The sequence below is a fragment of the Reyranella sp. genome (genome assembly GCF_965229815.1).
Lineage (GTDB): Bacteria > Pseudomonadota > Alphaproteobacteria > Reyranellales > Reyranellaceae > Reyranella.
This window is the reverse complement of the sequence record NZ_CBDDJN010000006.1, coordinates 862,235-878,912: the sequence shown is the minus strand read 5'-3', so window position 1 is coordinate 878,912 and position 16,678 is coordinate 862,235. Positions and strand designations below refer to the sequence as shown.

Genomic DNA, 16,678 nt, shown 5'->3' with positions numbered 1-16,678 from the left:
GGCCGGCCGAAGCGCGCGACGACCGCCCGCGATCGTCCCCGGTTGCCGCGAGGCACCGTCAGCCCACCGACTGCCGCTGGCGTCCGAAGTTTGCGGCGTGCTGGGCCGCGAGGCGGCGGAGCGTGCCGATGTCCCCGACGAAGAGATCGGCCGGGCCCGCCGCGCCGGGGACGGACGCGAGGGTTGTCGGCGCCACGTCGTAGTCGAGGACGAGGTGTCGCGCGGCGCCGCCGGTCGCGGCCAGCAGAAGCTTTCGCGCCGTGTAGCGTCGCACGGTATCCGACGGATGCGAGGCGTAGCAGACCAGGTCGAGGGCCAGGCCCTTCCCCTCGGCCGCGGCGGAGACGATGTCGCCGCGCCGCCGCCGGATGGCCGGCAGCCCGGCGCGCCGCAGCGCGAACCCGACAAGCGCTGCAGCGGCATCGTCGATCTGCCCGCGGCCCCCGACGCAGCGGAAGAAGACATCTTCCGGCGAGGCCGGCACAGCCGGCTGCGAAGGAGCCGCCTCCGCGTCGAGTTCGCCGGCGAGAAAGTCGAGCACCTCGTCCGTGCCTTCGACGATCGCTTCGACCTGGCCGCCATCGAGCCTGTCCCGGGCGCGGTCCGCTTCGGCCAGCACGATCATGCGCCCCAGCGAATCGTCGAGCCCCGGCTCGAGGCCCTTTGCCTCGATCTCGGCCAGCGCCACCGTCGAGGCGTCGGCCACCGCCTTGCGGATCAGGCGGCGGTAGATCTGCTGGAAGGGCGCGAGCGCCGGCTGGTCGCCCAGCAGGACCTCCAGGAATCCCAAGGGGGGCACGTGCCTGCCCAGCACCAGCAGGCAGATAGTGATGGGCGTCGACAGAAGGAGGCCGATGGGCCCCCAGATCGTGCCCCAGAAGATCGCCGACATGATGAGGGCAAGCGGCGTCACGCCGGTATGCTCGCCGAACAGCAGCGGCTCGACGATCTGGCCGACGGCGATGTCGACGGCGATGATCCAGCCCAGAACGACCAGGGGCATGATCCAGCCCGGCATCACGGCGAAGGCGATCAGCGTCGGCAGCACGGCCCCCAGAATCGCGCCCACGTAGGGGATGAAGCGCAGCCCGCCCGCCATGAGGCCCCACAGGGGGGCATTGGGCAGGCCGAGCACGAACAGGCCGCTACCGACCAGCACGGCGAAGCCGGCATTGGTCATGAGCTGCAGTGACAGAAGGCGCGCCACCCTGTTGCCGGCGTCGTTCAGCGCCTCCGAGGTCGCATGGACGTCGCTGGCGCCGAACAGCCGCACGAACTGGTCGCTGATGTGGTCGCGATCGAGGAGGATGAAGACCACGAGAACGACGACGATGCCGATGGTCAGCAGCGGATGCACCAGGGGCGCCACGAAGGCCGCCAAGGCGGCGAAGTTCGAGGTGCCGGTTTCCACGCGCAGCGGCTCCGACGTGCCAGCGACCGGCGTCAGTTCCTTGGCCAGCGAGGCGATCATGGCAACGAGGCGGCTGAAAGTGCCCCCTCCCTCGGTCAGGCTGCGGACGTCCTTGATCTTCTGCTGCAGGTTGGTCTGGTAGGCGGTGAGGCTGCCCGCCACGTCGGCGAGTTGGGACGTGAACAGGACCGTGAGCGCGCCGACGACGATGACCGCGCTCACAACGACCGTGACGACGGTGAGCGGCAGTGGCAGGAAGCGGCGCAGCCAGGTGACGGCCGGACCCAGGACGAAGGACAGGAAGATCGCCACCGCCGCGGGCACGAGCACATCCTGCCCGAAATGCAGCGCGGCGATCACGATGGCGACGATCAGCGCGACGGCGGCTACCCGGACCGGCCTCACCTCGGCCGGCGAGGTCGACGACAGGTCAGGGAACTTCACGGCCGGGCCCGCTCAGGACGGATGGACGAGATCGTGCACGAAGCCCAGCTTCTCGATCGCGGGCGGCGACAGCACGAAGGGATAGAGGTCTGGCTGCCCCATCGCGCGGTTGAGGCTGTTCATGGCCAGCGTCAGCGGAATCCAGGCATCGATCAGCTGGGCGATGTTCGTTGCCCGATACGGATCGAAATCCACGGTCGCGCTCAGCGTGTCGGCATGCCTGACCGGCTGCGTCGACAGGCCGAAGGCCCGCGCCGTCTCCAGCGTGTCGACGATGTGCAGGTAGTGGGCCCATGTCTCGGCGAAGTCCTCCCACGGATGGGACGTGGCATAGGCGCTGACGAAACGCGCCTGCCACTCGGGCGGCGCCCCGTTGGCATAGTGGGACTGCAGCGCCTGAGCGTAGTCCTGGGAATCGTCGCCGAACAGGGCCCGGCAGGCCTCGAGGCGGCCGCCGTCGCGAACCAGCCGGTCCCAGTAGTAGTGGCCGATTTCGTGCCGGAAGTGGCCCAGCAGCGTGCGGTAGGGCTCGTGCATCGCCACCCGGCTCTTCTCCCGATAGGCATCGTCGGCCTCGGCCAGCGCCAGCGTGATGAGGCCGTTGTCGTGTCCGGTCAGGACGCGCGGCCCCGACGCGTCCGGCGGGTCGGCCAGCACGTCGAAGGCTAGGCCCCGCTCGGGATCCTCCGCCATGGTGACCAGCGGCAGGCCGAGGCGCAGCAGCGAATAGAAAAGCCGGTGCTTGGCCATCTCGATGCGCTGCCAGGCGACGAGATTGGCCGGATCCGACAGGTCTGGAATGGTCCTGTTGTGGCGGCAGCAGAGACAGAGCGTCCGGTCCGTGCCGGACTCGACCAGCCAGTTGCAGGCGTCCTGCGCGGCATTGGCGCAGAACAGGAAGCGGGCGTCAGGCTCCTTGGCAGCCAGCGCCCGCCAGACCTCGGCATCGGGTTCGACGGCCGAGACGGTCGCACGCTGCGGCAGAAAGCCCAGCCGATGGCCGCAAGTCCCGCACACCGTGTTCTCGAAGTGGACGACCTGCTGACAGCTTTGGCAGGTATACAGTCGCATCGCCAACGCTCTCCCAGGCTACCGGCGGGCGTAGAAACGCGACAGAAGGGGATTCGTTGCCGTGTCGCGCCGCTGCGACGGGGTGTCCCTTCCCCGCAGGCCACGGTCAAGTTCCCCGGGCCTGCTCGTTTACAACGGGCCTCGGGACCGCGATGATCGGGGCCGACAGCTTCCAGGAGGATCGGAGCTCTAATGGCCAACCCAAACTTCGGCGGATTCGACCGCGCCGGCAGCGTTGCCGACCAGGCAGCGTTCGATGTCGGCCTGCGCAACCACATGGTGCGCGTCTACAACTACATGGCGTCCGGACTTGCCCTGTCGGGCATCGTCGCCTTCGCGCTGTTCCAGTACCAGGAACTGGCCGCGCTGTTCTTCCAGCTGCAGGGCGGCTATGTCGTCGGCCTGAACGGCCTGGGCTGGATCGCGATCTTCGCCCCGCTCGGCCTGCTGCTGCTGATGGGCTTCCGCGCCGCGCAGATGAGCGTGGGCGGCATACAGGCGCTGTACTGGGCGGTGACGGGTCTGATGGGCGTCAGCCTGTCGCTGGTGCTGTTCCGCTACACCGGCGCCTCGGTGGCGCGCACCTTCTTCGTGACCGCCGCTGCCTTCGGCGCGCTCAGCCTCTACGGCTACACGACCAAGCGCGATCTGTCGGCCTTCGGCAAGTTCCTGTTCATGGGCCTGGTCGGCATCATCCTGGCCAGCCTGGTGAACCTGTTCTTCCCGTCGGGCACGATGACCTTCATCATCTCGGTCGCCGGGGTGCTGATCTTCTCGGGCCTGATCGCCTACGACACCCAGAAGATCAAGGAGCAGTATGCCGAGGCCTGGGGCACCGACACGGCCCAGAAGGTGGCCATCTTCGGCGCGCTGAGCCTCTACCTCGACTTCGTGAACCTGTTCCAGTTCCTGATGATGTTCCTCGGTCAGCGGCGCTGACCCGGTCCCTCCTCCCCGTCGCCGTCGCGATGGGGAGGAGATCCGCTATTCGAGGATCGCGGCCTCGCCGGCCTTCGCCTTGGCCTTGCGCAGCAGGAAGATCAGGGGCAGCGCCAGCAGCGACACCAGCATCATCAGCTTGAAGTCGTTGGCATAGGCCACGATGGCCGCCTGCTTGGTGACCTCGGCGTTGATCGCGGCCAGTCCCGCCGTCGTTGCCATGTCCCAGATGCGCCCGGGCGCCAGGGCGGCCAACGCGTCGTTGAACGGCGTCACGTGGCCCGCCAGTTCGGCGTGGACCAGCTGGGTGTTGCGCGTCAGCAGGAAGATCACCAGCGAGATGCCGATGCTCGAGCCGATGTTGCGGATCAGGCTGTAGAGCGCCGTTCCCTGGGTGCGGAAATGCCCCGGCAGCGTGGCGAAGGTGATGGTGCTGAGCGGCACGAACATGAAGCCGAGCCCCATCCCCTGCAGGACGCCGGTGCGGATCAGCGTCCATTCCGAGACATCGGGCGTGAAACCCGTCATCTCCCAAAGGACGGCGGCCGTCAGCAGCAGCCCGCCGCCCAGCAGGAGGCGCGGATCGACCCGGTTGATCAGGCGGCCGACGATCATCATGGCCACCATCGTGCCCATGCCGCGCGGCGCCAGCACCAGGCCCGCCGTGACCACCGGATAACCCATCAGGTTCTGCAGGTAGGGGGTGATCAGAGCCAGCGACGCCAGCAGGATGATTCCGACGACGAAGATGAAGGCGAGCCCGACCACGAAGTTGCGGTCCTTGAAGATCGCCGGGTCGATGAAGGGCTGGCGGGCCGTGAAGGTCTGGACCAGGAAGAGATAGAAGGCGAGCGCCGCCAGGATGGCTTCGATCCAGATCTCGGTCGCCGAGAACCAGTCGATCTGCTCGCCGCGGTCGAGCATCATCTGGAACGAGCCGATGGCGATCGACAGCATGGCGAAGCCGAACCAGTCGAAGCTGGCGCGCGTGGTCTTCGATTCCTCGAGATAGGCGGACAGGCCGAGGAACGTGACGAGGCCGATCGGCACGTTGATGTAGAACACCCAGCGCCAGTTGTAGACCTCGGTCAGCCAGCCGCCCAGCGTGGGGCCCAGGATCGGCCCCACCATCACGCCCATGCCCCACATCGCCATGGCCGAGCCGTGCCGCTCCTTGGGATAGGAATCGAGCAGCACAGCCTGCGACAGCGGCACCAGCGAGGCGCCGAACAGGCCCTGGATCAGGCGGAACAGCACCATCTCCGGCAGGCTGACGGCGATGCCGCACAGGACCGAGGCGGCGGTGAAGCCCGCGACCGCCGACAGGAAGAGCCGCTTGCGACCGAAGCGCGCCTCGAGGAAGCCGGTGACCGGCGTCGCGATGGCCGCCGCCACGATGTAGGAGGTCAGCACCCAGTTGATCTGGTCGGTCGTGGCCGACAGCGAGCCCTGCATGTAGGGCAGCGCCACGTTGGCGATGGTCGTGTCCAGCGCCTGCATGATCGTGGCGAGCATGATGCAGACCGTGAGCAGCGCCACGGGACGGGGTCGCGAGGAAGTGGGGGTCATGGTTAACGCGGGGGACTACTCGTTACGCTTCGCCAGCGCCCTCTCCCGAGGAGAGGACGGCCGGCCCTAGAGGCCGACGAACTGGCGAGCCTCGGTCACCAGGCCGCCCAGCGAGCGGCGATGGCCGGTGTCGATCTCGACATTGGCGCTCATGCCGGTGCGCAGCGGCGGCGCGTCGGCCGGCATCTGCACGGCCAGCCGTACCGGGACGCGCTGGACGACCTTCACCCAGTTGCCCGTCGCGTTCTGCGCCGGCAGGACCGAGAACTCCGTGCCCGTGGCCGGCGACAGGCTCGTCACGGTTCCCTGCCACTCCCGGCCGGGATAGGCATCGACCCTGACGACGGCCGGCTCGCCGACCTTGAGATGGTTCAGGTCGGACTCCTTCGGATTGGCCTCGATCCAGACATCGGACGAAGCGACGAGGCTGAAGGCCGGCTGCGCCGCCGGCAGGTACTCGCCGACCTGCAGCGCATCGACATTGGTGACGACGCCCGGCACCGACGCCGTCACGGTCGTGTGCGACAGGTCGCGCTTGGCCTTGTCGACCTGGGCCTGGGCGCCGAGATAGGCGGCGTCCTGCTCGATCGGCGCATTGGCGTCGCCGCCGAGCTGGGCCAGCGTCGCTTCCGCGTCGTGCTGCGTCACCAACACGCGCTCGCGTGCCGCGTCCAGATCGCGCTTCGCCTGATCGTAGGCCGCCTGCGAGGCGACGCCGCGCTTCAGCAGGTCCTGCTGGCGCTTGAAGGCCGTCTCGTAGAAGGCGGCATCGGTGTTCGCCTGGGCGACCTGCGCCTCCTTCTGGCGATAGGTCGCCTTCAGCGTCGCGAGCTGGTTCTTCACCGTGCCGAGGTTGGCCTCGGCCCCCGCCAGGGCGATCCGGAACGGCTCGGTATCGAGCGTGAACAGGACCTGCCCCTTCTCGACCGTCTGGTTGTCCTTGACCGCGACGCTGGCCACGATGCCCGAGACGTCGGTCGCCACCGTCACCTTGCCGGCCTGCACGTAGGCGTTGTCGGTCGACACGTAGCGGCCGCCCGACAGGTACGCGAACAGGGCCGCCGCCACGACGACCAGGGGCCCCGCCACGAGCAGCAGGCGGCGGCGATTGAACCGCCGCTTCTTCTCGCCCGTGGGAGCGGCGACCTCGTCGGCCAGCCCGAGCCGCCGGAAGAAATCGCGATTAGCCATGACTCCGTCTCCTTTCGACCGCCGGCGTCGCGCAGCGGTCGAGCAAGTTCACCTTCATCGCCGAGAGGGTGGCGAACAGCCGCTCGCGCTCCTCGTCGGGCAGGCCCTCCATCGATTCCCCCTGCGTCAGGGCACCGATGGCGAAGATCTCGTCGAGCAGCGGGTAGGCCGCCTCGGTCAAACGCAGAAGGCGCACCCGACGATCCGTCGGATGCGGGTGGCGCTCGACCAGGCCCGCCTCCTCCAGCCGGTCGAGGATGCGGGTCAGCGTGATCGGCTCGACCTCCAGCAGGTCGGCCAGCATCCCCTGCTGGATGCCGTCGTTGCGCGACAGATGGGCCAGCACCTGGCACTGCGAGCGGGTCACGCCGAGATGCTTCACGTTCTGCTCGAAGCGCTTGCGCATCAGGCGCGCCACTTCGTGCAGCAGGAAGCCGAGATTGCGTTCGGGTCGGTCCATGCAAATTCCTTAAGCTAGCCTAATATAAGCATGCTTATTACTTTTGCAAGATTGCGTCGACATCCTCTCCAAGTCGTTGATTTTCCGTCATATTATCCGACAAGCGGCTGCAGGGCGTCGCGCGCTCCCACGACCGCCGCCGGTGCGAAAAAACTCCCCGCCCGAGCGCTGGCCCCGGACGGAGAAAGAGCCTATACTACAGTTATAAAATCAGCTGCCGGCGATGCCGAAGCCGGCCCGCTGCACGGCCTTGGTGATGGCCGCCACGTCAGCATCGGCCGGCAGGCGCATCTCGCCGCTCTTGAGATCGACGGACAGCGGCGCGGTGCCCGCGCCGGTCGCGGCACGTGTCACGGCCTTCACGCAGCCGTCGCAGTCCATGCCGGTAACCTTGAGGATGAGTTCCTGAGCCATGTGATATAGCTACGCGCCCGCCGGCCCAACCGGCAAGCGGCAAATGGGGATCCGGTGAGCGGCGATATCGACGAATTCCGCGGCCTTCTGGCCAAGGTCGGCAATGGCGAAAGGCTTTCCGTCGGCGAAGCCGAGCGGGCGTTCGACATCATGACCTCGGGCAACGCCACGCCGGCCCAGATGGGCGCCTTCCTGATGGGCCTGCGGGTGCGCGGCGAGACCGCCGACGAGCTGGCAGGCGGCGCCCGCGCGCTGCGCGCCAAGATGCAGGTGGTCAAGGCGCCCGACGGCGCCATCGACATCGTCGGCACGGGCGGCGATCACCACGGCACCTACAATGTCTCCTCCTGCTCGGCCTTCGTGGTCGCCGGCGCCGGCGTCCCGGTGGCCAAGCACGGCAACCGCGCCTTCACCTCCAGGTCGGGCGCGGCCGACGTGCTTTCGGCTCTGGGCGTCGGCCTCGAGCTGCCGATCGAGACGCTGGAAAAGGCGCTGGCCGAGGCCGGGGTCTGCTTCCTGATGGCCCCGCGCCATCACGGTGCCATGCGCAACGTCGCCGGCCCGCGCGTCGAGCTCGCCCCCACCCGCACGATCTTCAACCTCCTCGGCCCGATGTCGAACCCGGCCATGGTCCGCCGTCAACTGGTCGGCGTCTTCGACCGCCGCTGGCTGAAGCCGGTGGCCGAGGCGCTGGGCCAGATCGGGCTGGAGCGCGTCCTTGTCGTGCACGGCGAGGACGGCATGGACGAGCTCACGACCACGACCACGTCCCGGGCCGCCTTCCTCGATGGCGGCACGGTGCGCGAGCTCGAGATCGCGCCCGAGCAGGCCGGCGTGGCGCGGGCCGAGATGGCGTCGCTGAAGGGCGGCGATGCCAACCACAACGCGCGGGCCATCCATCGCGTGCTGGCCGGCGAGAAGAACGCCTTCCGCGACATCGTCGTCCTGAACAGCGCCGCCGCCCTGATGGTCGCCGGACGCGCCGCCGACCTCGGCGAAGGCGCGGCGCTCGCCGTCCAGTCGATCGATTCGGGCAAGGCCGCCGCCGCCTTGGCGACGCTGCAGAGGATCTGCGCATGAGCGACACGCTCGCCCGCATCACCGCCGACACGCGCCGCCACGTCGCCGCCGCCAAGGCGCGGCGTCCGCTCTCGGAGGTCGAGGCGGCGGCGAAGGCCGCCGACGCGCCGCGCGGCTTCGCCCGCGCGCTCGGGGCCGCGATCGCCGCCGGCCGCTACGGGCTGATCGCCGAGATCAAGAAGGCATCGCCCAGCAAGGGGCTGATCCGGCCCGACTTCGACCCACCGTCCCTCGCCCGCGCCTATGCGCGCGGCGGCGCCTCCTGCCTGTCGGTGCTGACCGACGAGCCCTACTTCCAGGGGCGCGACGAGTTCCTGGTCCAGGCGCGCGCCGCCTGCAGCCTGCCGGTCCTGCGCAAGGACTTCATGGTCGATCCCTACCAGATCGCCGAATCGCGGGCGCTGGGCGCCGACTGCGTGCTCCTGATCATGGCCTGCCTCGACGACGCACTGGCGGCCGAGCTGGCCGGTCTCGCCCATCGCTGGGGCATGGACGTGCTGGTCGAGGTCCACGATGAGGCCGAGCTCGACCGCGCGCTGGCGATCGAAGGCGACCTGATCGGCGTGAACAACCGCAACCTCAAGACCCTCGCCGTCGACCTCGCCACCACAGAGACGCTGGCGCCGCGCGTGCCGAAGGACCGGGTGCTTGTGGCGGAGAGCGGGCTCGGCTCGCCGGCCGACCTCGCGCGCATGGCGAAGGTCGGCGCCTCGGCGTTCCTGATCGGCGAGAGCTTCATGCGGCAGGCCGACGTCGAGCGCGCCGTGCGCGACATCCTGGTGCGGCAGGCGGCATGAGCGGCGGCAAGCTCACCCACTTCGACGACGGCGGCAATGCCCGCATGGTCGATGTCGGCGACAAGGACGTCACCGAGCGCGTCGCCGTGGCCCGCGCCCGCGTCACCATGCGGCCCGAGACCGTGGCGCTGATCGCCGGCGGCAAGGCGAAGAAGGGCGACGTGCTGGCGGTGGCCCAGCTCGCCGGGATCATGGGAGCCAAGAAGACGCCCGATCTCATCCCGCTCTGCCATCCGCTCGCGCTGAGCTCGGTCGACGTGCGGCTCTCCCTCGACACGGAAGGCAACGCCGTCGACATCGAGGCGACCTGCAAGCTCAAGGGCCGTACCGGCGTCGAGATGGAGGCGCTGACCGCCGCCTCGGTCGCTGCCCTCACCGTCTATGACATGTGCAAGGCGGTCGATCGCGGCATGACGATCGGCGACGTCCGGCTGGTCCACAAGTCGGGCGGCAAGTCGGGGACGTTCAATGCGTAGGTCATCGGCTGGGGGCGCGCCACTCCCGTGGCGCGATCATTGCTCGCTTCAACGACGACGCGCGATCGGAGTCGCGCGCCCCCGGCCATGAGTGCTCCGCTTCTCTCCGTCCGCGACGCCCATGCGCGCGTGATCGCCGCCTTCGAGGCGCTGCCCTCCGAGACCGTTCCGGTGTCCGAGGCGGCCGGCCGCGTGCTGGCCCACGCGCCGGCGGCGCGCCTCACGCAGCCGCCGGCCGACCTGTCGGCCATGGACGGCTACGCCGTGCGCGCCGAGGACGTGCCGGCCGCGCCCGCCACGCTCACCCTCGTCGGCGCGGCGCCGGCCGGTGGCTCCTACGACCAAGCGCTGAAGCCCGGCGAGACGGTGCGCATCTTCACCGGCGGACCGCTGCCCATGGGCGCCGATTCCATCGTGATCCAGGAGGACACGAAGGCCGACGGGTCCGCGATCACCATCCTCGAGGCGCCGACCCGGGGCCGGCACATCCGCAAGGCGGGCCTCGACTTCGCCGCCGGCGACACGCCGCTGGCCGCCGGCCGGCGACTCACGGCGCGCGACGTGGCGCTGGCCGCGGCGATGAACCTGCCCTGGCTCTCGGTACGGCGGCGACCGAGGGTCGCGATCCTGTCGACCGGCAACGAGCTCGTCCTGCCGGGCGAGCCGGTGGGCCGCAACCAGATCGTCTCCTCCTCCGGCATCGCCGTCGCCGCGCTGGTGCGGGCGTGGGGCGGCGATCCCACCCTGTTCGACATCGTGCGCGACGACGCCCAAGCGATCGAGGCGAGCATCGCCGCCGGCGCTCAGCACGACGTGCTCGTCACCCTGGGCGGCGCGTCGGTGGGCGACCACGACCTCGTCCAGGATGCGCTGAAGGCCCGCGGCTTCGCGCTCGACTTCTGGCGCATCGCCATGCGCCCGGGGAAGCCCCTGATGTTCGCCGCCCGCGACCGGGCGCGCGTGCTCGGCCTGCCGGGCAACCCGGTCTCGACCATGGTCTGTGCGCTGCTGTTCCTGCGCCCGGCCATGGAACGCCTGCTCGGCCAGGCCGGCGACCCGGTCGAAACGGTGCCGGCCCGCCTCGCGGTCGACGTGAAGGCGAACGACACACGCGAGGACTATGTCCGCTCCTCGCTCGCCCGCGCCGCCGACGGCATGCTCTCGGTGACACCGCATCCGGTGCAGGACAGTTCCATGCTGTCGGTGCTGGCCGAGGCCTCGGCGCTGATGGTGCGGCCGGCGCACGACCCGGCGCGCAAGGCAGGCGACACCGTCGCCGTGATCGATCTCGCGAGCCTGCCCGGCGGCTACTGAGCCCGGGCCGACGCCCCGTCCGTTCGATCCATCCTCGCGATCCTCGGGATAAGTTTGACTTCGAGGAGGAACTAAACTAGAACATGTAGCCAGTTTCAGGATTTGTTCCGAGATCTTGTAGGCAGCCTGGGGAGAAGACGGTGCTAACCCGCAAGCAAAACGAGCTACTGCTGTTCATCAACAAGCGCCTCAACGACGACGGCGTGTCGCCCTCCTTTGACGAGATGAAGGAAGCGCTGCGGCTGAAATCCAAGTCCGGCATCCACCGCCTGATCACCGGGCTGGAGGAGCGTGGCTTTCTGCGCCGGCTGCCCCATCGCGCGCGCGCCCTGCAGGTCCTGAAGCTGCCCGATGCGGCCGCCCTGCCGGCCGCCAACGTCACCCCCCTCCTGCCCCGTCCCGGCCTGGCCGAGAACCGCGAGACCTTCGTGCCCCAGGTCGTCCGCGGCGAGAAGGTGCCGCTGGCCGGCGCCATCCAGGTCGCCAACGAGGCGCAGGCACTCAGCCTGCCGCTCTACGGCCGCATCGCCGCCGGCACGCCGATCGAGGCGCTGCGCGACAACTCCACGACGGTGGACGTGCCGGTCATGCTGCTCAGCGCCGGGGCGCACTACTGCCTCGAGGTGCAGGGCGATTCGATGGTCGAGGCCGGCATTCACGACGGCGACATCGCCATCATCAAGAGCTCCGACACGGCCGACAACGGCGAGATCGTGGTGGCGCTGATCGACGATACCGAAGCCACCCTGAAGCGCCTGCGCCGCAAGGGCGCCTCGGTGGCGCTCGAGCCCGCCAACGCGCATTACGAGACCCGCATCTTCGGACCCGACCGGGTCAAGATCCAGGGCAAGCTGGCCGGCCTCTACCGCCGCTATCACTGATCCATCCGCTCCAGCCGACCGTCAGGTCCCGGGCGGCTTGATCGCCGTCGCCTGACGGCTGGGGCTGCCTGGCACCCAGGGCCGGTCGCCGCGGCGCGCATTCGACGTCTCGCGGCGCAGGCCCTCGTCGTCCAGCCACAGCGCCTGAGCGCCCTGCCGCCACGCATCGCGCCGGTCGATGACCAGCCTCGGCCCACGGCAGCGGGCATGGGCATCGACGGTGGCGAGCACGATGTCGGCCGAGGCGCAGGCCGCTTCGAGGCGGCGCTCGTCGCTCACCAGGGCCACCCGCCAGGGTCCCTTCGTCCAGCGACAGAGCCCGGTGTGGCAGCCCAGCCCCGCCGCCTCCTGATCGGCGTTCACGGTCCAGCGCCGGGCGCCCTCCTGGCCGCTGCGGCGGGCCCAGGTCTCGGTGACGAACCTGTCGGTCCGGTTCGACGCGACGTGGACGATGCCGCGCTCGTCGCGCAGGCCGAGGACGCGACCGTCGTCGCTCATCAGCAGATCGGGCGCCGCCGCCGGCGGCAGCAGCAGGCCGGCCGCGACCAGCGGCAGCCCGGCCAGCCGCCAGCGTCGCCGCCACAGGCAGAGCCAGAGGCCGCCGATCGTGATGAGCCACAGGCTGGCGCCGGGCAGCGAGGGCACGAGCGTCGCGGCCTGCGGCCAGCCGCCCACCGTCTTGGCGATGGCATCGAGGCCCTCGACGCCCCAGCCCATGGGCACCAGCGCCAGCCGCTCGAGCCCGAACGGCATCAGCAGCATCGCGAGCAGGCCCCACGGCATGATCCAGAAGCCGGTCAGCGGCACGCCCAGCAGGTTGGCGACGACGCCGAGCAGCGACAGGCGGTTGAAATGGTAGGCGGCGAAGGCGCCGGTCGCGATCGAGGCGACCAGCGTCGTGGCCAGGCTGGCGGCCAGCCCGGCGCCGAGCCGCCACAGCCAGCGATGGCGGACGTGCTCGGCGCGCTCGTGCAGGCGCCGCCGCCAGCCGGACGCGGCCTCCCAGGCGGCGATCAGCGCGACCACCGCCGCGAACGACATCTGGAACGAGGCGCCGGTCAGCGATTCGGGCGCCGCCGCCAGCACGATGACCGCCGACCAGGCGACGAGGCGCAGCGACAGCGCCGTGCGGTCGAGCAGCACCGCGAGCAGCGCGAAGCCCGCCATGGCGCAGGCGCGCTGGGCCGGCACCGGCGCACCGGCGAGCGCGGTGTAGAAGAGAGCGGCGGCCAGCGCCAGCACGGCCGCCACCTTTTTGGCGTCGACGCGCAGCGCCAGCGGCGGGACGAGGGCGATGCCGTAGCGCACGAGGCCCATCACCAGCCCGACCACGAACACGATGTGCAGGCCCGAGATCGACAGGATATGCGCGAGACCGGAATCGCGCATGGCCTGGACGATGTCCTTGTCGACCGCGCTCTGCTCGCCCGTGAGCAGCGCCGCCACCACGCCGCCTTCCGGGCCTGGCAGGGCCGTGAGGATGCGGTCGGTGACCTCCGCCCGCAGCGCATCGAGCGCCCGCACGAAGCCCGCGGGCCGGCCCGGCTCGATCACCGCCGCCGGAGCCAGCGCATAGCCCACGGCGCCGAGCTGCTGGTACCAGGCCAGGCGCTGGAAATCGAAGGCGCCGGGCGCGGCCGGCCCGCCCGGCGGCGTCAGGTTCGCCAGCACCAGCAGCCGGTCGCCGACTTGCAGCGGCGGCGCGCCGCGCGTCAGCGACACGCGCAGGCGCAGCGGCGTCATCTCCGGCGGCGGCGCGCCGCGCCCCTTGAGCCGCACCGCCTCGAGCACGACGCGTCGTCCCTCCGGCAGGCGCTGGATGTCGGCAATGCGGCCCTCGACGTTGATGCTGAACAGCGGCCGGCTGAGCGTCGGCGCGGCGAGATGCGCAGTCCGCCAGGCCACCAGGCCGAAGCCGACCGACGCCGCCACGAGGCCGATGGCCAGCGCGCGGGCGAGGCTGCCGGGCGGCGCGAGGATGGCGAGGACGACGGCAGCCAGCGCCGCGCCGGGGCCCATCCACGCGGCGGGCTCGGCCGGCAGCTCGAAGTAGACGGCGATGCCCAGGCCCATCGCGACCGGCAGCCACAGCATCCAGCGGCCGCGCTCGGCGTCGAACAGCGCCAGGATCCAGGCCCGTGCCCCCGCCACGCCCTCTCCCTCGTTTGACAGTGTCGGAACGCTCGCCTACCTACGGCGCGCTTTTTCGGCCGAATTGCGGCAAAAGCCACGCCCCCGAAACGAAGACCTTCCGGCAATGACGATCGTCACACGCTTCGCTCCCTCGCCCACCGGCTTCCTGCATATCGGCGGCGCCCGGACCGCGCTCTTCAACTGGCTCTACGCCCGCCATCACGGCGGCAAGTACCTGCTGCGCATCGAGGACACCGACCGCGCGCGCTCCACGCCCGCCGCCGTCGAGGCGATCCTCGACGGTCTGTCGTGGCTCGGCCTCGACTGGGACGGTGACGCCATCTTCCAGTTCCCGCGCGCCGCGCGCCACGCCGAGGTCGCCCGCCAGATGCTGGCCGAGGGCAAGGCCTATCACTGCTACGCCTCTCCGCAGGAGCTGCAGGAGATGCGCGACAGCCAGAAGCGCGCCGGCGTGCCGATGCGCTACGACGGCCGCTGGCGCGACCGCGATCCGAAGGACGCTCCGGCCGACGTCGCGCCGGTGATCCGCCTCAAGGCGCCGCAGAACGGCCAGACGATCATCCAGGACGCCGTCCAGGGCGAGGTGAAGGTCGAGAACGCCCAGCTCGACGACATGATCCTGCTGCGCGCCGACGGCACGCCGACCTACATGCTCGCCGTCGTGGTCGACGACTTCGACATGGGCGTGACCCATGTCATCCGCGGCGACGACCATCTCAACAACGCCTTCCGCCAGCTCCAGATCATCAAGGCGATGGGCTGGCCCGAGCCGGTCTATGCCCACATCCCGCTGATCCACGGCGCCGACGGCGCCAAGCTCAGCAAGCGGCACGGCGCGCTCGGGGTCGACGCCTATCGCGACATGGGCTTCCTGCCGGCGGCGCTGCGCAACTACCTGCTGCGGCTGGGCTGGGGCCACGGCGACGACGAGATCATCTCGACCGAGCAGGCGATCGAATGGTTCGACCTGCCGGGCGTCGGGCGCTCGCCGTCGCGCTTCGACACGGTGAAGCTCACCAACCTCAACGCCCACTACCTGCGCGAGGCGCCCGCCGCCGAGCTGCTGCCGCTGGTGCTGCCGCGCCTCGAGAAGGCGCTGGGCGGCCCGGTCGATGCCGCCGGCATGGCGCGCATCGAGCGCGGCCTCGACGGCCTGAAGCCGCGCTCGCGCACGCTGGTCGAGCTGGCCGACAACCTCGTCTTCTACGCCCGCGGCGGCGCTCCGCCGATCGCCGACGACAAGGCGCGCGCGCTGATCACGCCCGAGAGCAAGGCCCTTCTGGGCCGGCTGGCGGAGTCACTGGAGGCCGTCGGATCCGACTGGAGCGAGAAGCCGCTCGAGGAGGCCGTTCGCCGCTTCGCGGAGACGGCCGGCGTGAAGCTCGGCCAGGTCGCGCAGCCACTGCGCGTCGCCCTCACCGGCTCGACCGCGTCGCCCGGCATCTTCGAGGTGCTGGCGATCCTCGGCCCGGCCGAGACCCGGACGCGATTGCTCGCCGCCGCCGGATAGAGGGTTCCCGTCGAGCCGGCCACGATCCGGCGATGTCGGCCCGTGTCTGGATCTGGCTCCTGTCGCTCTCCGTGCTGTGGGGCGGCTCCTTCTTCTTCGCCAAGGTGGCGACGGGCGCGCTGGGGCCGCTCACCGTCGTCTTCTGCCGCGTGGCGCTCGCCGCACTCGCGCTCGCGGCGGTCGGCGCGGCCGCCGGCCGGCCGTTGTGGCGGAGCACGCTGCCCTGGCCGTCGTTCCTCGTCATGGGCCTGCTCAACAACGTCGTGCCCTTCAGCCTGATCTTCTGGGCGCAGCTCGAGATACCGTCCGGCCTGGCGGCGATCCTGAACGCGACGACGCCGCTGTTCACCCTGCTGGTCGCGCATGCCGCCACCGACGACGAGACGATCGACGCCGGCAAGCTCGTGGCGCTGCTGGTCGGCCTCGCCGGCGTCGCCGTCCTGGTCGGTCCGGCCGTGCTGCTCGGCGGGGCCGGGCTGGCGGGTCAGGTCGCCTGCCTGGGCGCCGCCCTCTCCTATGCCCTGGCCGGGGTCTGGGGCCGCCGCTTCCAGGCCCTGGGCGTGGTGCCGCTGGAAGCGGCGGCGGGCCAGCTCGTGGCGAGCACCGTGTTGATTCTGCCGATCATGCTGGTCGCCGAGCGACCCTGGACCCTGCCGGTGCCGCCCCTGCCCGTCGCGGGCGCCGTCGCCGGCCTCGCCCTGCTGTCCACGGCGCTGGCCTATGTCCTCTATTTCCGCATCCTCGCCGCCGCCGGCGCGATGCGGCTGCTGCTGGTGACCTTCCTGATTCCCGTGACGGCGATCCTGCTTGGCGCGCTCGTCCTCGGCGAGCGCCTGGAGGTCCGGCAGTTCGCGGGAATGGCCCTGATCGGCCTGGCGCTCGTCACGCTGGGGCGACCGGCCGGTGCCCGACCACGCCCCGCGAAATAGCGGCCGGCCGGCACAATTGCGCCCCTACAGGCGGCTTG

Annotated in this window: 15 protein-coding genes; 8 read left to right on the top strand and 7 right to left on the bottom strand. The window is 70.4% G+C overall.

All coding sequences use genetic code 11. The features are described 5' to 3' along the window. Positions 1-58: 58 nt before the first annotated feature. Positions 59-1,855 (bottom strand): AI-2E family transporter, encoded by a 1,797-nt coding sequence (locus ACO073_RS15625; RefSeq protein ID WP_421998517.1) that lies wholly within the window; start codon positions 1,853-1,855, stop codon positions 59-61. A 12-nt stretch (positions 1,856-1,867) separates the two neighbouring features. After that, a complete protein-coding gene (locus ACO073_RS15620) occupies positions 1,868-2,926 on the bottom strand; it encodes a zinc-binding metallopeptidase family protein (protein WP_421998516.1) in 1,059 nt (352 codons plus the stop codon). A 192-nt stretch (positions 2,927-3,118) separates the two neighbouring features. Between ACO073_RS15620 and ACO073_RS15615 the strand changes: the two genes are divergently transcribed. Then, the gene (locus tag ACO073_RS15615; protein ID WP_421998515.1) at positions 3,119-3,865 is read left to right on the top strand and encodes a Bax inhibitor-1/YccA family protein; all 747 of its coding nucleotides are present in this window, start codon (positions 3,119-3,121) and stop codon (positions 3,863-3,865) included. 45 nt (positions 3,866-3,910) lie between these two features. Here the strand turns inward: ACO073_RS15615 and ACO073_RS15610 are convergent, their stop codons facing one another. The 4 genes from ACO073_RS15610 to ACO073_RS15595 form a co-directional block, all read right to left on the bottom strand. Then, entirely contained in the window at positions 3,911-5,434 is a 1,524-nt protein-coding gene (locus ACO073_RS15610; protein WP_421998514.1) for a DHA2 family efflux MFS transporter permease subunit, read from the bottom strand. A gap of 66 nt (positions 5,435-5,500) precedes the next feature. Further along, entirely contained in the window at positions 5,501-6,625 is a 1,125-nt protein-coding gene (locus tag ACO073_RS15605; protein WP_421998513.1) for an HlyD family secretion protein, read from the bottom strand. After that, the gene (locus ACO073_RS15600; RefSeq protein ID WP_421998511.1) at positions 6,618-7,085 is read right to left on the bottom strand and encodes a MarR family winged helix-turn-helix transcriptional regulator; all 468 of its coding nucleotides are present in this window, start codon (positions 7,083-7,085) and stop codon (positions 6,618-6,620) included. The genes ACO073_RS15605 and ACO073_RS15600 overlap by 8 nt, the downstream gene beginning before the upstream one ends. A gap of 210 nt (positions 7,086-7,295) precedes the next feature. Then, on the bottom strand, positions 7,296-7,499 hold the full coding sequence (locus ACO073_RS15595) for a heavy-metal-associated domain-containing protein (RefSeq protein ID WP_421998510.1): 204 nt from the start codon (positions 7,497-7,499) through the stop codon (positions 7,296-7,298). A gap of 66 nt (positions 7,500-7,565) precedes the next feature. On the opposite strand from ACO073_RS15595, the gene trpD reads away from it, so the two are divergent. From trpD to lexA, 5 genes are all read left to right on the top strand, one after another. Continuing rightward, entirely contained in the window at positions 7,566-8,579 is a 1,014-nt protein-coding gene (gene trpD, locus ACO073_RS15590; RefSeq protein WP_422002153.1) for an anthranilate phosphoribosyltransferase, read from the top strand. Continuing rightward, positions 8,576-9,376 (top strand): indole-3-glycerol phosphate synthase TrpC, encoded by an 801-nt coding sequence (trpC, locus tag ACO073_RS15585; RefSeq protein WP_421998508.1) that lies wholly within the window; start codon positions 8,576-8,578, stop codon positions 9,374-9,376. Before trpD ends, trpC begins: the two co-directional genes overlap by 4 nt. Beyond that, on the top strand, positions 9,373-9,852 hold the full coding sequence (gene moaC, locus ACO073_RS15580) for a cyclic pyranopterin monophosphate synthase MoaC (protein ID WP_421998506.1): 480 nt from the start codon (positions 9,373-9,375) through the stop codon (positions 9,850-9,852). Before trpC ends, moaC begins: the two co-directional genes overlap by 4 nt. A gap of 87 nt (positions 9,853-9,939) precedes the next feature. Continuing rightward, positions 9,940-11,166: a gephyrin-like molybdotransferase Glp gene (gene glp / locus ACO073_RS15575; RefSeq protein WP_421998505.1), complete on the top strand. Its 1,227-nt coding sequence runs from the start codon at positions 9,940-9,942 to the stop codon at positions 11,164-11,166. 140 nt (positions 11,167-11,306) lie between these two features. Further along, entirely contained in the window at positions 11,307-12,047 is a 741-nt protein-coding gene (lexA, locus tag ACO073_RS15570; RefSeq protein WP_421998504.1) for a transcriptional repressor LexA, read from the top strand. A 21-nt stretch (positions 12,048-12,068) separates the two neighbouring features. Here the strand turns inward: lexA and ACO073_RS15565 are convergent, their stop codons facing one another. After that, positions 12,069-14,198, bottom strand: a complete 2,130-nt coding sequence (locus ACO073_RS15565) for a ComEC/Rec2 family competence protein (RefSeq protein ID WP_421998502.1) — start codon at positions 14,196-14,198, stop codon at positions 12,069-12,071. Between the two features lie 106 nt (positions 14,199-14,304). Between ACO073_RS15565 and gltX the strand changes: the two genes are divergently transcribed. After that, positions 14,305-15,711: a glutamate--tRNA ligase gene (gene gltX, locus ACO073_RS15560; protein ID WP_421998501.1), complete on the top strand. Its 1,407-nt coding sequence runs from the start codon at positions 14,305-14,307 to the stop codon at positions 15,709-15,711. Positions 15,712-15,743: 32 nt separating this feature from the next. After that, a complete protein-coding gene (locus ACO073_RS15555) occupies positions 15,744-16,640 on the top strand; it encodes a DMT family transporter (protein ID WP_421998500.1) in 897 nt (298 codons plus the stop codon). Positions 16,641-16,678: the final 38 nt, after the last annotated feature.

Excerpts from the sequence above, each read along its gene's own strand:
- ACO073_RS15610 (WP_421998514.1), bottom strand. The coding sequence starts at position 5,434 with ATGACCCCCACTTCCTCGCGACCCCGTCCCGTGGCGCTGCTCACGGTC.
- ACO073_RS15615 (WP_421998515.1), top strand. The coding sequence starts at position 3,119 with ATGGCCAACCCAAACTTCGGCGGATTCGACCGCGCCGGCAGCGTTGCC.
- ACO073_RS15620 (WP_421998516.1), bottom strand. The coding sequence starts at position 2,926 with ATGCGACTGTATACCTGCCAAAGCTGTCAGCAGGTCGTCCACTTCGAG.
- glp (WP_421998505.1), top strand. The coding sequence starts at position 9,940 with ATGAGTGCTCCGCTTCTCTCCGTCCGCGACGCCCATGCGCGCGTGATC.
- trpC (WP_421998508.1), top strand. The coding sequence starts at position 8,576 with ATGAGCGACACGCTCGCCCGCATCACCGCCGACACGCGCCGCCACGTC.
- ACO073_RS15605 (WP_421998513.1), bottom strand. The coding sequence starts at position 6,625 with ATGGCTAATCGCGATTTCTTCCGGCGGCTCGGGCTGGCCGACGAGGTC.
- ACO073_RS15600 (WP_421998511.1), bottom strand. The coding sequence starts at position 7,085 with ATGGACCGACCCGAACGCAATCTCGGCTTCCTGCTGCACGAAGTGGCG.
- ACO073_RS15555 (WP_421998500.1), top strand. The coding sequence starts at position 15,744 with ATGTCGGCCCGTGTCTGGATCTGGCTCCTGTCGCTCTCCGTGCTGTGG.
- moaC (WP_421998506.1), top strand. The coding sequence starts at position 9,373 with ATGAGCGGCGGCAAGCTCACCCACTTCGACGACGGCGGCAATGCCCGC.
- ACO073_RS15595 (WP_421998510.1), bottom strand. The coding sequence starts at position 7,499 with ATGGCTCAGGAACTCATCCTCAAGGTTACCGGCATGGACTGCGACGGC.
- gltX (WP_421998501.1), top strand. The coding sequence starts at position 14,305 with ATGACGATCGTCACACGCTTCGCTCCCTCGCCCACCGGCTTCCTGCAT.